This is a genomic window from Siminovitchia sediminis, assembly GCF_042680885.1.
Classification (GTDB): domain Bacteria; phylum Bacillota; class Bacilli; order Bacillales; family Bacillaceae_C; genus Siminovitchia; species Siminovitchia sediminis.
Genome location: NZ_JBHUEO010000013.1, coordinates 121,571 through 137,945 on the forward strand (window position 1 = coordinate 121,571; position 16,375 = coordinate 137,945).

At 38.3% G+C, this 16,375-nt stretch carries 9 protein-coding genes and 1 pseudogene; 5 read left to right on the forward strand and 5 right to left on the reverse strand.

What is annotated here, in order from left to right; genetic code table 11:
* Nucleotides 1-74: 74 nt before the first annotated feature.
* The 4 genes from ACFSCZ_RS06960 to ACFSCZ_RS06975 all read right to left on the reverse strand — a co-directional run bounded on the left by ACFSCZ_RS06960 (nt 75) and on the right by ACFSCZ_RS06975 (nt 5,396).
* Complete coding sequence (locus ACFSCZ_RS06960) at nt 75-1,268, reverse strand: CDP-glycerol glycerophosphotransferase family protein (protein ID WP_380773098.1); 1,194 nt, start codon at nt 1,266-1,268, stop codon at nt 75-77.
* Complete coding sequence (gene tagD, locus ACFSCZ_RS06965; RefSeq protein WP_380773099.1) at nt 1,261-1,659, reverse strand: glycerol-3-phosphate cytidylyltransferase; 399 nt, start codon at nt 1,657-1,659, stop codon at nt 1,261-1,263. Before tagD ends, ACFSCZ_RS06960 begins: the two co-directional genes overlap by 8 nt.
* 136 nt (nt 1,660-1,795) lie before the next feature.
* A complete protein-coding gene (locus ACFSCZ_RS06970; protein WP_380773100.1) occupies nt 1,796-4,195 on the reverse strand; it encodes an SH3 domain-containing protein in 2,400 nt (799 codons plus the stop codon).
* Between the two features lie 166 nt (nt 4,196-4,361).
* Entirely contained in the window at nt 4,362-5,396 is a 1,035-nt protein-coding gene (locus tag ACFSCZ_RS06975; protein WP_380773101.1) for an acyltransferase family protein, read from the reverse strand.
* Nucleotides 5,397-5,608: 212 nt separating this feature from the next.
* Here ACFSCZ_RS06975 and ACFSCZ_RS06980 point away from each other — a divergent pair, with 212 nt between their 5' ends.
* The 5 genes and pseudogenes from ACFSCZ_RS06980 to tagH all read left to right on the forward strand — a co-directional run bounded on the left by ACFSCZ_RS06980 (nt 5,609) and on the right by tagH (nt 14,014).
* A complete protein-coding gene (locus tag ACFSCZ_RS06980) occupies nt 5,609-8,254 on the forward strand; it encodes a CDP-glycerol glycerophosphotransferase family protein (protein WP_380773102.1) in 2,646 nt (881 codons plus the stop codon).
* Nucleotides 8,255-8,752: 498 nt separating this feature from the next.
* Nucleotides 8,753-10,936: an N-acetylmuramoyl-L-alanine amidase gene (locus ACFSCZ_RS06985; RefSeq protein WP_380773103.1), complete on the forward strand. Its 2,184-nt coding sequence runs from the start codon at nt 8,753-8,755 to the stop codon at nt 10,934-10,936.
* Nucleotides 10,937-11,020: 84 nt separating this feature from the next.
* A pseudogene (locus tag ACFSCZ_RS06990) lies at nt 11,021-12,253 on the forward strand (CDP-glycerol glycerophosphotransferase family protein); the annotation flags it as partial.
* A gap of 120 nt (nt 12,254-12,373) precedes the next feature.
* Complete coding sequence (locus ACFSCZ_RS06995; protein ID WP_380773104.1) at nt 12,374-13,192, forward strand: ABC transporter permease; 819 nt, start codon at nt 12,374-12,376, stop codon at nt 13,190-13,192.
* Between the two features lie 15 nt (nt 13,193-13,207).
* Nucleotides 13,208-14,014: a teichoic acids export ABC transporter ATP-binding subunit TagH gene (gene tagH, locus ACFSCZ_RS07000; protein ID WP_380773105.1), complete on the forward strand. Its 807-nt coding sequence runs from the start codon at nt 13,208-13,210 to the stop codon at nt 14,012-14,014.
* A gap of 181 nt (nt 14,015-14,195) precedes the next feature.
* On the opposite strand, the gene ACFSCZ_RS07005 is transcribed toward tagH, so the two are convergent.
* The gene (locus tag ACFSCZ_RS07005; protein ID WP_380773106.1) at nt 14,196-16,151 is read right to left on the reverse strand and encodes a C39 family peptidase; all 1,956 of its coding nucleotides are present in this window, start codon (nt 16,149-16,151) and stop codon (nt 14,196-14,198) included.
* Between the last annotated feature and the right edge of the window lie 224 nt (nt 16,152-16,375).

The window sequence follows — 16,375 nt, forward strand, 5'->3', positions numbered from 1 at the left end:
TGAACTCCTTTTCAATAAAAAAGTAGGCTACACTCTATAATACTATCAATTTGCCTAGCCGTACATACCTTTCATTAGGAATTTTGCCCTCTTTCTGGTATCGCTGAACTTTTCTGCTCACGATACATGGCTTGAATCAAGCGATCACTGGCGTTTCCTGTCGAATAGGCATTCCAATCCATTGAAAAATTTACAATTTGGTGAAAATCAAATTCTGCTCGTTGGATTGTTTGGATCAGTTCCTCAGTTGTTTGGACAATGGGCCCGGGAACAAGCTGCTCATACGGCTCCCAAAAGCCTCGGGATCGGGCATAATCCTGCAAATCATATGCAAAAAAGACCATCGGCCGCTCCAACAGAGAAAACTCAAAGGGGATGGAGGAATAATCCGATATCAACAAATCGGTCACCACAAGCAGCTCGTTAACATCAGCGTGTTGGGATACATCAAAAACAAAATCAGGATATGTATTGGAAAAATCAAAGTGAACGGCAGGGTGCAGCCGTAATAATAAAACGTACTCATCTTGAAGCGCCTGATACATCTCATCGATGTCCAGCGGCAGGGAAGATACATTGAATTCATTCTCACGGTAAGTCGGTGCATACAATATCACTTTTTTTCGTTGGATGATCGGATATTTCGACTGCAAAGCATTGGCTGCATTCCTCATGGCCTCTTCGTTATAAAAGAAATCTGTACGCGGAATCCCCGTTCGAAGAATCTGGCTGTCCGTAATGCCAAAACTCTCGCGGAAAATCTCCGCCATTTTTTCTCCACCAACTACGACATGATCGAATTGGCTGTATACGCGCCTAAACCGCTCGTTTGCTTGAGGAGACCGGTATTGATTGGAAGGGTCCTTCAGGCCAAATTGCTTAATCGCCCCGGCAGCATGCCAGAGCTGAATACATTTTACATTCGGTTTGAACCGAACCGCAGCCAAAAACCCAAAATAATTATCAATAAAAATATGACGGGATGTCGCCAAGTGATAAATTGAGCGAATCCAGTCTAGTACATGCCTTAGTTCAAAGGTCAACACCATTCGGTCCTTGGCATCCCTAAAATTTACCCGGCAGGAAGCAGTCTTCAGTACAACAACCTGGTCATCTGTCTGTTCCTCCAGCGCTTTCATCGTAAACAAAACATTGTCCCCAAAAGAAGCAACAAACGTTGTCTTCTTCTTCTGGGGACATATGCTGAACAGGCTGAAGAAACAGCGGAAAACAAACAGATATCCTTGTATCGCAATTTCTCTAACCATTGTTGGCTTGATTTAAATCCTTTTTAATTTGTGTGGTGGAAATTCCAACCGTGCGGGGTAAATAAACAACTTCACAATATTCCTTTAGGAAATCAAACTTTCCTTTCCAGTCGTCGCCCATCACAAAGACATCAACATGATGTTTTTGAATATCTTCCACTTTTTGTTCCCAATTATGTTCCGGAATAACCTCATCCACATATCGAACCGCTTCAAGAATTGCTTTGCGCTGCTCAAATGTATAATAGGCTTTTTTGCCTTTTAAAGCATTGAACTCATCTGATGAAACAGCAACAATTAAGTAGTCACCATATTCTTTTGCACGGCGGAGTATATTAATATGTCCCGTATGAAGCAGATCGAATGTCCCATACGTAATCACTTTTTTCAAAGTTAAAACCTCCGTTTTATTAATTACGGAAAACAGCTTATAACGTAAATTATACAAGATTCCGTGATAAATACCTACCAAAAAATGCGAGGAAAGAAAAACCACCCTACGCGATCATATGCGTAGGATGGTTGATTTATTTAACTATAATATACTCAGTACCCCCAGGTCCACCGCTGACCCAGGCTGTTCCTGTTTTATAATAAATTTGGTACCACTCATTTTTGCGTACCATTTTACTGTCTTTATCTAAAACTGCAGCTAGATGCGTTCCTGAACCGGCCGACCCAATCATTGCTTTTGAAGTACTGGGTTCAGGGCGAATATTTAAGTTAGTCTTCGTTTCGAGCAGATTTAGGACTTTTACATAATTCCCGTGGATCCACCCTTCTTTGGAAGCAACCTTTACTTTAAACCATGTTCCATTGCTTCCCAATATTTCCATATGGCTGTCCTTAGGGACCGTAACAATGGTTGGTTTTGAAGTACTTGGTTCTTCTCTGAGATTGACATTTGCAGTACTTTTGCCTACAACTTTTTGCGGATAATTAGTAATGGATGCCGATGTACCGCCGCTAGTTCCCTTATTTGAAGTTGGGTCAGCAGGCCTGGAAGTTTTCCCTGGTTGATTTAGGAATTTTGGTACTTCAAACTCTAAAACAAAGTGATCTAGCTTTTCATAAAAATCGGCCATTTTATTGGCTTGGATTTCCGCCCATTTTACATGAGTTGCATATTGGTGAGAGCCTGTTTTTGCCGGGTTCCAACGCATTTTATAGAGTGTGTCCTGACCCGCGTTTATATAGTTCTTTCCAACTTCTGTCGCTCCACCCTTGATGGCATCCGCTGGAGAAAACCACCCTTTATCAAAGGCATATTGTGCACCGCAATCAATAGGGCAGCTATCCTTGGCGCCGTATCCATACATATTATAAACTTTGCCTATTGTAGCAGCAGTATTGGCAATGTTCCCCTTACTATCTTTTGTTACCTTCCCATTTTTATCTACCGGTATCCCATTAGCGAGTACAGACTTTCCATTTCCTGTTTCGTGAAGAGTATGTGCAAGCAAATACACTTCATTGAGTCCAGCTATTGCGCTTGCATCTACGAATGCTTGCCCTTGACCCTCAAGAATCCCTTTTCCAGCAAGTATCTTTTTGTTGATTTCCGTAGCAGTTAACCCGGCTGAAGATCTCAAGTCCAAAAACTGATAGAATCCGCTTGTTCCGTTAGGGAAATTGGAAGGGTTCGCATAGTACTCTACCTGTTCTCTTGTAGCTCCGATCTTTCCGGCACCGTCACTTTTTGGGGAGACGTTCATTTGTTTGTCAACTAAAGATGAAAATGTATAATTATAGGCTGTCGTCTTTATCACATCTTTTGTTGTAACATCACTAGCAGGGATGAAGCCGTTTGTGGTTTGAAACCATTTTTCAGTATATGGTCTCACTTTAACAGGCTGGCCTTTTGATATACTCGTTACAACTTTAGCGCTTTTTGAAGCAAGGTTATAAATGTTTGTACCGGCTAGTGTCCTTCCATCAATTTCTGAGGAAGAGTTTAATAGTTTCTCTACGTGATCGACATGTATATAGCCAGTTCTTGCCCGCCCGTTCACATATACGGTGGCCTCATACCATTTGCTTGTGAAAGTTTTATAGATTAACTTTCTTCCGGCAGGATATGTCTTTAAGGATGTTGAATCAGTTGAAGCACGGGAGTATACAACAGTAGGGCTTTTTAAGCCGATTCCAGATATGCTTTCTTGCTTACTTACAATATTTTCCACGTGGGATCGATGAATATACCCTGTCCTCTTTTTTCCTTTAACATAAACGTTTGCTTCATACCAATTAGGTGAAAATGTCTTGTATTGGAGTATAGAGCCTGCAGGATATGATTTCCAAGCTGATCCAATGGTTCCCTTTTTATAAACGGATGTTGGGCTCTTTGAAGCAACACCTTTTAATGGCTCTTGCTGGTTAAAGGCTGTTTCGACATCCGCCTTACTAATATATCCTGTTCTTTTCTTTCCGTTGACATAGACTGATGCAATATACCAATCTTTTGTGAAAATCCGGTATAAAAGAATATGGCCTCGAGAATAACTCTTTAATGACTTTGAGCTTGTAGAAGCTGATTGATATACATTTGTAGGGCTTTTAAGGGCAATCCCTTTGAGAACGTCCGAACTGATAGTCGAAGTCTCTACATCTCCAGAATAGATATAGCCAGATGTAGCTTTTCCATTAATATAGACGGTAGCAGAATGCCATTCTGTACCGGATGGAGTATACTTTAAAATAGTGCCGGTTTTATATGACTTTAAGACTTTAGAGTTCCGTGACTCTTTTTCATACACATTTGTAGGGCTTTTGAGCGCAACTCCTTCAACATAAGATGCCCCTTTTGCATCCGGAACATTAAACGCAACAAGGGATATTATAAGAAAAGAAATTAAAATCAGTATTACAGTTAGTCGTGTAATCTTCCGTTGTTGCTTTACGGGCAGACTATTAATTTTGTTTAACATGAAAATATTAAATACCTCCTAGAGGGGAAAAAAGTAGAGTAAATGGAAAAAATGTGAAACTACTATTGTATAATACTATATTTCTTTCAGGTTTTGACATTTTTTTCTGCTTTACATTTTCTTTACATAAAAAAAACATCCTTTTCTAGGATAGAAAAGAATGCCGTCAAGCAACATTGACTTGTTGAGGCTTCATCTTAGACTTTTTCAATTTTTTCGTTTTACCTATAATGAAGGAGCCAAAAGGTATAAATGATATTATTTTGATTGTTAGCATGGAACATACTAACGAAGTAAGAAATAGTAATATGACATTATAGGTATAATTCGATGAAAAAATCGGCAAATGCGGAGCAATTAGTCGTTGAAATTGCCAATGCAACAAATATATTCCAAAGGAATAATTACTGACCAGATTAACAATTTTAAGATTTGGAAGCGACTGCCCCCAGGCCAAAATAACTGCACTCATTGATATGACTAATGGATATAAATCGAATCTTCTAGAGTCGACCGCTGTGTTACCGAGCCGGTATGAAAGATAGACAAGCCCAATAGAAGCTGCTAATAAAACAAGTGTAAGCCAGCGGTATTTGTATAATTTTGGTGCAATGGTTTTATAATGCTTCCCTACTAAGAAGGCAGATGTGAAGTATCCAAACCATGCAATGAATGGTAGTTTAAGAGCATAAGAATATTTTCCTAAAGTGATGATGTCATGATTAATTAAGTAAAGGTAAATCCCCATTATCAAAACACTAAAAGGGAATAACTTACGCACAGATATTTTAAAGCGAACGACCAGGAAATGGAGTAGATAGAACTGGAAAATAACCAATATAAACCATCCAATAAATTTGCCGGTTAAGACATTGTCTAGTATCTTCTGATCCAGCAGCAGGTTTGGTTTCAAGTAATTCCCTACTAAGGCATCAATGATTCCAAAAGAAATAAAAGGAAGATAAATATATTTGATCCTCGATTCCCAGAAGTTCTTGGGTAATTTATCATTGTAGCGATTTGCCAATATGATGATGGATAATACTATAAACGTTGGAGTTGCAAAACACATAAGGATGCGGCCAAAATGATAAAATTCAGTTTGAGGTTGGCCTAAAACCCTGGATGTTTGAGTCATGCTGTGAAGGAGAACAATAGTTAAACAAGCTGCAACGCGCAACATGTTCCATTCTTTTATCATTACCGCACCACCTTTGTAAATGCACCAGACAAATCATAAGGAAAAATATCTAGATATTCAATGTGACTTTAATTCCTATAATGGGTAAAAATTCCGTTTTTTTAGAGGGAGAGGCAGAGTCAAATCACGTAGCTTGTTGATTTGGGAAATCAAATCTACTAAACTTGTTATGTGTTGGAGGATTTTATTCTATTTTGGTAGGAGAATGAATAATGAAGCTTTTAAAAGAAATTAAGAAACGCTTAGTGAAAAAAGTAATCCTTTATCATAGTTCTCTTGTTAATGACCAAATCGAGCTTAAAATTCACCTTCAGAACTTTAGATCGCTGAAGAAGAAGGTGGACGTGATATTTGATACACGTGAAGAGCAGCATAGAATCCCTTTTCATCTCCAAAATAACCAATTGGCTGTAATGCTTCCCATTGAGCTTGCGGGAAAAATAGAACAAAAGGGTATTTTGAAGGTATTTATCAATGGACAAGGAATGTGGGTGACAGAAGCAAACGACTTTGAAGAAAAGAATAGTGACTTTTTTATACAAGGAAAATATCTAAGCCTCAAAGTAAATAAAAATATTGTTTTAAATCATCACTTTAAGCAATATACCTTTTCAGAAAAGAAAATAGAATGTCGAAATTTCACATCAGGGTATAACAGCCTTAGATTAGAAATGAATGACATCCCTGAACAAGACTTTGATATTGTCGCATTGAAAAATGGAAAGGAACATGTACTTGAAAAGGACTATAGCGAAGAGGATCAATCCGTAATATTAAAAGATTTCACCGCTCTATCAAATGGATCTTGGAGACTGTTTCTCTACTCGGAAAAATATATGTACCCATTACAGCTAAAAGAAGGGGATCACACTTTATTTTCTACATATAATCACGAAATAATTACTGTTTCAAACAATGGTTATTTATCTCTTGAACTTCGGCCCCATTATTTTCTGAATTCAGCGGTATTAATCAAAAGAGAGACCGATGGCCAAATACAATTTTTAACAGAGACGAACATGGATCGTGACGGTTTTCATTTAATCGTGGAGGATACTACTACTCACGAAGAATATTATTATCAATTGAAGAAGACGAAGAACGGATTGGAATGCTTATTTCCTATAGATGTCTTATGGAAGAATTACTCCAGGAAGAGATTCTTTGTTGAGGAAGGCGGAAGCGAACCGAAGAAATACCAATTCCTATTAAACCAAACAGAACTTTCTGGGACTGGTATTAACTTTGAAGAGGCCATTCAGTCACAGGTTGTGATCTTTTCCTTTTATATACGTAAAGATCGCTCTTTAGGACTAAAAACGTTAAGACCTATTTTGAAAAAGGAGATTACAGATATCTCCGATTTCACCATTAGTGGTTATTTGGGATCGATGAAGGCATTCTTTGATTGCCGGGCATACCTTGTATTTGAAGAACGAGAAAGTATGGAAAGTATAAAAGTTCCAATAGAACAGGAATTCACAATAGATTTGAAATCCTTAAATCTCGTAGAACTTAAAAGTAAAGATAAAACAATTATTGATCTGTACGTAGAGGTTATCAATCAGGAAGATGAGAGCATCCGCAAGGAAAAAATCAAGTATAAATATGCTGATTATAAAAAAGATAACTATTATGACCATTTCGAAGTGAAGGACCAATTTCAAGATGCACATCATTTTCTGGTAACAACAACACCTTTCAATAACCTGAAGTTAGAAACATTTACAATTCCTAATGAAGTGGACATTCCTGATAACACAGAAGTTAAAAACGACAATATTTGGTTAATTGGAGAAAGGTACGATACAGCCCAAGATAATGGGATTGTTTTATATCAGTGGCTTAGGGAAAACACAACGATCGATGCATATTATGTAATCGAGAAAGATGCACAAGATTATGAAAAGATAAAAGATGATCCGCATGTTCTTACCTTTGGGTCTCCAAAACATTACGAGATCGCATTTAAAGCAGGGGTTTTGTTAGGGACACATGATTTGGAAAATATATTACCCTACAAAACAGCAAAAGGCTTTTTTAATTATGAACATGCGTATAAAGTATTTTTACAGCATGGCGTACTGGGAAGAAAAAATGTTGAATATCACAAAAAGTTTTATGATGTTCCTTTTGATACCTTCATTGTCAGCAGTGATGCTGAAAAATATGATATCGTGATGGATAAAATGGGTTATGACGCTGATGAAGTGGCGGTAACTGGTTTGGCTAGGTTCGACAGGCTCATACAAGCCGAAGAACCAAAGAATATTCTGCTAATGCCCACTTGGCGTGATTGGATTAATACGGATCAGCAATTTTTGGAAAGTGAGTATTACTCGACTTACTTAAATTTAATTAACAATGAAGTACTGCAGCAGCTATTGGAACAGTATGATGTGAATTTAAATTTTTATCCACATTACCGAGCACAAGATTTCTTCCAGCGAAACGTTAAAGTTCATAGTGGCCGAGTTCATTTCATTCCATTCGGATCGAGAAAAGTTCAAGACCTTTTGATTGAGCATGCTTTACTAATTACCGACTATAGTACCGTAAGCTTTGACTTTATTAAAATGGAAAAGCCAGTGATCCATTATCATTTTGATGTAAAGCGTTTTTTCCGGAGAGGAATTCTGAGGCCGGTTGATGAAACCTTTATAGGTGGTATTGCTCACACGGAGGAAGAAATGATAGAACTCATCAAAGACCGATTACAGCATAATATGAAAAATTATGAAGTGGATATTTCCGGAGTTATTAAATACCATGATCGCAAAAATTGTGAACGGATCTATCAAACCATATGTAATGGATTGAAGGCTAAGAGGAATTTAAACAGGAAAATAAAACATTAATTAGTCTATGTAACCGTCAGGCTAAGCTAAGCCAGCTTAAGCTGACGGTTTTTTTAGATAAAAAACTAAATTTATGGTTCATTTTGTATAAAATGTAAAAAATTCTATGATAAAATCACAAATGGAACAGATTTTCCCGGCAATAAGGGAAACTGAAAGCTACCACAAAATAGCGGAGGATATATCACATGGCCGGTCACTCAAGTTTTATATTGACACTTTACAAGAGTAGTAAATTTGTGTATTAGCTATCTATCCTTATGGATTAGAAGGCTTTTACTAATAAAAACCCTAAAATGCGAGGTGATCTCATCCGATATTAGTAAAAGGATCGTACTACGACATGGCTAAGACAACTAGAAAGGGGATAGTATGAAGAGGTCAATAAAATTTGGCATAGTTCTAATGCTGATTGCCTTGGTGTTTCAATTATTCCCGGTGCAAACAACAGCCAATGTCCAACAGGATAAGTTGGAAAACGGAGAGCAAAGATATATATTGTTTGCTAAACAGCCGGGAGAAACGGTAAAGGTATTTGAAGATGTAAATGGGAGCAAGGTCGTTGGTGAAATTGATGACGATAGTCCAGTGTTGCTGCTTAAAGAGGAAAAAGGAAAAGACTATTCACTTATCCTTTATAAGGAGGAAAAAGAAACAGATCCTGAGGAAATACAGGGATATGCTCCATCCGACAATCTGATTCCAGAGGAAGAAGCGGAGGAAGTAAGAAATAGCCGACAGCTTAATGAAATGCCTGACGACAGCATACAAGAGGATGTTCCGCTGAATGAAAAGTCCTCAAATCAGCAAACTGAAGAAGAAGCAATTGAAACAGACGTAACAGAGAAAGGCCCTAAAGTTGATGAGGAAGCTGAACTTGAACAAGAATTTCCAGATGAGAATTCCCAATCAAATCAAACTTCAAAGGAAGCTACTGAAGAAGTTTCCCAATTCGAAAAAGCTGGAACAGTTGATGAAGCAGAGCTAGAGGAACACGCAGATGTATCAAAGGAAATAACCGAGCCATCGCCCCAAATCCGTTCTTTTGCAACTTTTTCTGCAGCTCAAGCACCTGAAAGTTTTCAAGGCATAGCATTAAAGAATAGGACAAACGTGTATGATTTCGACAATCATTCCAAAGTGTTAAAGTCATATAAGCAAGGGCACATTCTAAAGTTCCATACGCATCCTAATAATGATAATTTATATGCTGCGATTGTGTATGTTAATGGAGAAAGACAGGATGGAATCATACATAAAAGTGATGTAGATCTGCTTGTAGATGGTAAATCCCTACAAGGTTATGCGGCAGTACAGCCGGTACATGTTTATCAGGGCCCTTCCAGAGATTCAGCTGTTTTAAAGAGCTACAATGTGGGGAGCCCGCTGAAATATCAAGCTTTCTCTATTATGTGGCACAAAGCAACTGTTTATGTAAAAGGAAAACGCCTAAGTGGATATATTTATTCCGGTGACGTAATGAGCAAGAAGCCTTCTGCCGAGCATCCATCTCCGAATGGTCCAACCTTAAGAGGGGTTGCCAAGCAGAGTCCGACCGCTGTATACAGCAGTCAATCAACAACCTCCAAAAAGTTGAAGACTTACCCTAAGGGGCACATTCTGAAGTATAAAGCTTTAAATTCGAACTGGCATATAGCAACAGTTTATATTAATGGGAAAGCCCAGACCGGTTATTTACATGTAAGTCACGTGGATACAGCTGACACATCTTCCAGCCGTTTAAAGGGAATCGCTATTAAAAGTCCTACACGTGTGTATTCGAAAGCTTCTACCAGCTCTTCGACTCTGAAAAGCTATAGCCAGGGGCATGTGCTTAGTTACCGTAACTTTACGAAAGAATGGTTTGAAGCAACAGTTTATGTCAGCGGGAAACCAAGAACTGGATATATTCATAAGAACCATGTAGAAAATGCAGGTAAAAAGCATAAAACCATCAAAGGCGCTGCCATGAAAAGCTCAACTCATGTCTATTCAAAGGCTTCTAGAGGGTCAAAAATTTTAAAAAGCTATAAATTCGGGCATGGCTTGATCTATCGTACTTTTACTAGTGATTGGTACGAAGCTACAGTTTATGTAAATGGGAAAAAATATACAGGTTATATTCATAAAAGTGATGTAACGAGTCTTGCCGGCAAGAAAATCGTTCTGGATCCCGGCCACGGCGGCTACGATTCTGGTGCTCGAGCATCAGGCCTTATTGAAAAAAAGTTAAATTTGGATATTGCTTTAAGAGCTGAGAAGTTACTAAGAAATGCGGGCGCGTCTGTTGTTATGACCCGAAAAACAGATTCATATATCTCACTTCCAGCAAGATCACAGATTGCTAACAGCTCTGGAGCCGATATTTTCATCAGCATTCATGGTAATGCATTTAACGGTACGGCGCAGGGCGTAGAAACTTTTTGGTATGGAAAATATCAAAAGCAAAATAGTATTCGGTTAGCCCATTCCTTGCAAGACAGTCTCGTTTCTAAATTAGATCTACGCTACCGACGAGTAGCAGAAGGTAATTTCCATGTCATTCGCGAAACTAAAATCCCAAGTGCACTTGTAGAAGTAGGGTTTTTGGATCATCCGGTAGATGCAGCCAAGCTAAAGAAATCCTATTATAGAGATCGTGCTGCAGAAGGAATACTGCTGGGAGTCATCGACTATTTTTAATTGGAGTGGAAGCTGCAGAAAAGCAGCCTCTACTTTTTTTTAATGTCTCATTGAAATCCCATTTGCACCTCGATATAATTTGAAAGATGGGTTATACAGGGAGTAATGATAAAGATGATGCAACGTATAAAACAAAAATTAATCCGCCTCCGCAGGGGGAAGCTTGTTCAAAATGCATATAGACTAGCCTTTTTAATATTTGGAAAGCTGCCGAAGAAAAAGAACTTAGTAGTCTTTGAAAGCTTTCATGGAAAGCAATTTAGCGACAGCCCGCGAGCGATCTATGAATATATGAAAGATAAAGGGATGCCATATGAAATGGTTTGGATGGCTGACAGGCGGCATACCCACGTATTTGAAAAATTGGAAGGTGTCCAGTATGTCAAAAGGCTGTCTCTTCAATGGATATTAATTATGGCACGGGCTAAGTATTGGGTAACAAATGCCAGGCTGCCCTTATGGCTGCCAAAGCCAAGTGGTACGGTGTACGTCCAGACATGGCATGGCACGCCGCTTAAAAGGCTCGGCGCAGACATTGATGAGGTCCATATGCCTGGAACCAATACGGAGAAATACAAGAAAAACTTTCTGTTTGAAGCCGGAAAATGGGACTATTTGGTCTCTCCCAATGCGTATTCCACCGCCATTTTTAAACGTGCATTTGGTTTCCATAAAAAGATGATCGAATCTGGTTATCCCCGAAATGACTTCTTGATAAATTGTAATGACCCGGAAACCGTGTCTGAAATTAAGAGGAGATGTGGACTGCCGCTGGATAAAAAGGTCATTTTGTATGCACCTACATGGCGAGACAACCAATTTTATTCCAAAGGAAAATATAAATTTGAACTGGAAATGGATTTGGGTCAGCTAAAGGGACAACTTGGTAAAGATTATATTATCGTCTTAAGGCTTCATTATCTTGTGGCTGAGAACCTTGATTTGACAGAGTATGAAGGTTTTGTTTTTGATCTTTCGGCACACGAAGATATAAGAGAATTGTATTTAATTGCAGATTTGTTAATTACCGATTATTCTTCCGTCTTTTTCGATTATGCGAATTTAAAAAGACCCATGATTTTCTTTGTTTACGACATTGAACTATATCGCGATCATCTGAGGGGCTTTTACTTTGATTTCGAAAAGAAAGCGCCCGGACCGTTAGTAAAAACAACAGAAGGGATTATCGAGGAAGTCAAAAAGATTGATAAACATGGATTTGTTCCTACGGAAACCATTGAAGAATTTTATCATCGTTTCTGTTACCTCGAGGATGGGCAAGCGAGCGAAAGGGTAGTCTGGGAAGTATTTGATTGAAAGTAAATAGGGCAGTTGTTTCAGAAATGGGAACAACTGCCTCTTATTGTGTTTTCTTTAGCCTACTTGTATAATTTAAAAGGATGTGAGCATAACAGGCATCATGAAAGGAATTATTAAATGAAATCAGCGATATTGGTGATAAAAGAACAAATAGAGCACTTTTATTTAATAAGAAGGCTCTCATTATATGAGCTAAAAAGCAAAAATAAGAATAATTATTTGGGAATGGCATGGGAGATCATTAATCCCCTGATTCAAATACTCATTTATTGGTTTGTATTTGGAAGTATTCGCCAGCGGGCAGATATTGAAGTTGTGCCCGGCTTTGAAGTGCCGTTCATCCATTGGCTGCTGGGCGGTTTTATATTATGGATGTTTTTCTATCAATCTACGATTCAAGGGTCGAAGTCGATTTATTCAAGACTGCGGATGCTGTCAAAAATGAACTTTCCAATGAGTGTCATCCCTAACATTGTCATCTTCTCTCAATTTTACATTCATTTAATTTTATTGGGGATCACTTTTATTATTTTTCAACTTTCGGGTTATTATGTGAGCGTCTATTTTCTGCAAATCTTTTATTTTATTTTTGCCACGTTCTGTCTGGTGTTTGCCATTTCTTTGATAACATCAACATTGTCAACCATTATCAGGGATGTTCACATGTTTTTAAATGCGACTTTGAGAATGCTGTTATATTTATCTCCGATTCTTTGGCAGCTTACGATTCTGGATGACCCCCTGCCAACTATTATGAAATTAAACCCTTTATATTACGTAATTGAAGGATATCGTGCTGCGTTATTTGGAACGGAATGGTATTTTATAGAACACTGGCAGTATTCCCTTTATTTCTGGGGACTTGTCCTGGTCTTGTTCCTGCTTGGATCAAAAATTCATGTGAAGTTCAGAAGACATTTTATTGATTACTTATAATTGGATGGGATGATAATGGAAAAAGCCATCATCGTAAAAAATGTTGTTAAAAAATATAAACTCTACAGCGACAATAAAGAGCGGATTCTGGATCTCCTGATGCCTAAAAGCTATGGCGAGGATTTTTATGCGTTGGCAGGAGTCAGTTTTGAGGCTGAAAAAGGAGATGTCATTGGCTTCGTGGGAACAAACGGATCGGGAAAATCTACCCTTTCGAACATTGTTGCAGGGATCGTTCCGGAGACGTCTGGTTCAGTTGAGGTCAACGGCCAAGTAGCTCTGATCGCTGTTTCAGCCGGGTTAAAGGCTGATTTGACAGGAAGAGATAATATTGAACTGAAACTCCTAATGCTTGGGTTTTCAAAACAGCAAATCAAGGAACTTGAGCCTCAAATCATTGAATTCTCAGAGCTTGGCAAGTTTATTGATCAGCCGGTAAAATCGTATTCCAGCGGGATGAAATCACGATTAGGCTTTGCCATTTCAGTCAATATGGACCCGGATGTTTTGATTATTGACGAGGCCTTATCGGTAGGGGACAAGGCCTTTGCAGAAAAAAGCTTGGAAAAGATGAAAGAATTTAAAGCTCAAGGAAAAACAATGATTTTCGTCAGCCACTCACTGGGGCAAATGAAGCGATTTTGTGATAAAATCCTTTGGCTGGAGTATGGCATGGTGAAGGATTTTGGGTCGGTTAAAGAGGTTCTGCCCAAATATGAACAGTTTGTAAATGAGTTCAAAAAAATGTCTAAAGAAGAGAAGGAAAAGTATAAGGAAGAAGCCATGGAAAGGCAGGGAGAGGCTTTATTGGCTAGAGTATGAGATGCCTATAAGGGCTGCAACAGAAAAGGTCATCGATTCATGACGTTTTTCTGGGCAGCCTTTTTCTATTTATATTTTAAAGCCTTCAAAGTGTTCAGCAGACGGCCGGCCTATGAAAATATTAAGGTTGTCGGCCTGCTAACGATGGGCCCTTAATCTTTGAGGGCAGTTTTTGCATATTTTAATAGGTAATTGCTCTCTTGTTTTGGGCAGTCCAAAGTTTATTGAATTGGCTCTTGGAAATCTTTACATTTTTCTTGGCTGTCCAGGGGTCATTGTAATAATAGTTGCTCCCATCAAAGCCTGTAAGAACCAGGGCGTGTACAGTGAACCCATGAATAGGAGAACCCCAGACGACGACAGGTTTGTTTTTCCTCAATTGGGCCTCTAAATTTTTATAGGAGGTACCTGTAAGGTTTTGTGCACTTCCCGCGTATTTTTTGACAAGGCCAGTGAGTGCTGGCGGATAAATCGTCCATCCGCTTTTTAAGTAAGGGTTTCCAACATAACCGTAATTTGGGTTCCAACTGTGATAAGGCATTTCCATCGCCAATTTCACCTTATTAATGTCTTTGACCCCCTTGTATTGCAGCATCATAGTTACAGCTGTGATTTCACAGCCTGTCGGCAATTCAGGCAGCTGCCCGACTGCTGGTACGTTTAAAATGATGCTCGTGATTCTAGAACCATGCTTTCCATAGACAGTATTGGGAGCATATCTATAATTGGCGAGCAGTTTTGCTGATCCTTTTTCTTTTTTTATCGCTTTTGACAGGTATCCTGAAGTAGTGAGATAAAATTTATATTTAATATTTTTTCCGTGTGCCCCATACTTGGTGCCTGGATAATATTCATAATGATTGATAATCCTCTTAGATCCTTTCTCTCTTTGTTTAGCTTTTGATAAGTACCCGTTTCGATTGAGGGTGTATATATAGCGGATATAGTTTCCGTGTGATCCATACTTTGTATTTGGATAATATTCATATCTGGCAAGCTGTCTTTTTGAACCCTTTTCTCTTTTTGATGCTTTTGTTAAATAGCCTAAATGGTTAAGGTCAAATATTAATTTGATATTCCTTCCATGGGAACCATATTTGGTATTTGGATAATATTCATACCACGTAAGTATCCGCTTAGACCCTCTTTCTCTTTTCACAGCCTTGGTTAAGTAGCCCGATTTGTTGAGGTAAAAGATATTTTTAATATCATTTCCATGAGCCCCATATTTCGTATTTGGATAATAAGTATACCTTGCTAGGATCTTCTTGCTTCCCCATTCCCTTTTTGTAGCTTTAGTTAAGAAACCTGATTGGTTAAAGTTAAAGATATATTGAATTTTGTTGCCATGCTCCCCGTACTTTGTATTAGAAAAATAATTGTATCTCGCCGTAACTTGTGTAGACCCGGCCTTCCTTTTTATTGCATGAGTCAAGTGGCCGTCGGAGTTTATGTAAAAGATATAGTTGATATACTTTCCATGGTTTCCATACTTGGTATTTGGGAAGTATCTATAATGTCGTATAACTTTTTGGTCATTTTGATTTAATTTTTCAGCTTTTGTCAAACTGCCATCTGCAGGATTGATATGAAACACATACCTTACATTTTTTTTGATGTTTTTTTCTTTAGTTTCAGGATAAAACTCTATGACTTTAGTAATCTTGTCATTTTCAAATATTTCTGCTCGATGGACTTCTCCATTTAAATTCTCATAATACTTAATAGAATCATCAGCTTGTAATGTTTGAACCTCTACAGGTGGTTTAAGGGTCGTTTTCTCTTGTTTGTCGGCAGGAGCTAGTTCATCCTTTAAATATTGAGTGGATTCATCTTGATTGATGGGATCTTGCGTTTCGTTGTTAGTCTCTTCGTTTTTTCGGTATTCTGATTGATTTTTTTCGACTGTTCCTGTGGATTGCTCTTCGATATGTGCAGGTTGCCCTTCATCTGTTTTTTCTTCATGTGCAGGAGTTTCTTCTTGAGAAATTTCTCCCTTGTCCTCCGTTTGGATATTGTTCTCCGGCTCTAATTGTGTCGTATCTTTAGAATGTATTTCAGCCCCCAGGACTGAAATACCCATATTGGAGAATGCTAATCCAGCAACTAATAAAACAAATAGTACTCTCTTTGTCATGATGGCTCCTTTCCAAATTGTGGGAAATATTATTTACCACCATTCTACGTAAGTAGAGCCAGTTGTGAAGATGCAAAAGACGCAGGTCAAATTATACAAAACGGGGCTGTCCAGAAAGTCAGTAAAAACTGATTTTCTGTGACAGCCCTATTTCGTTTACTTCAAAAAAAGGCATACAAAAAAATCGCCCTTTCTAGTAAAATGTAAGTTACCACACCAACATT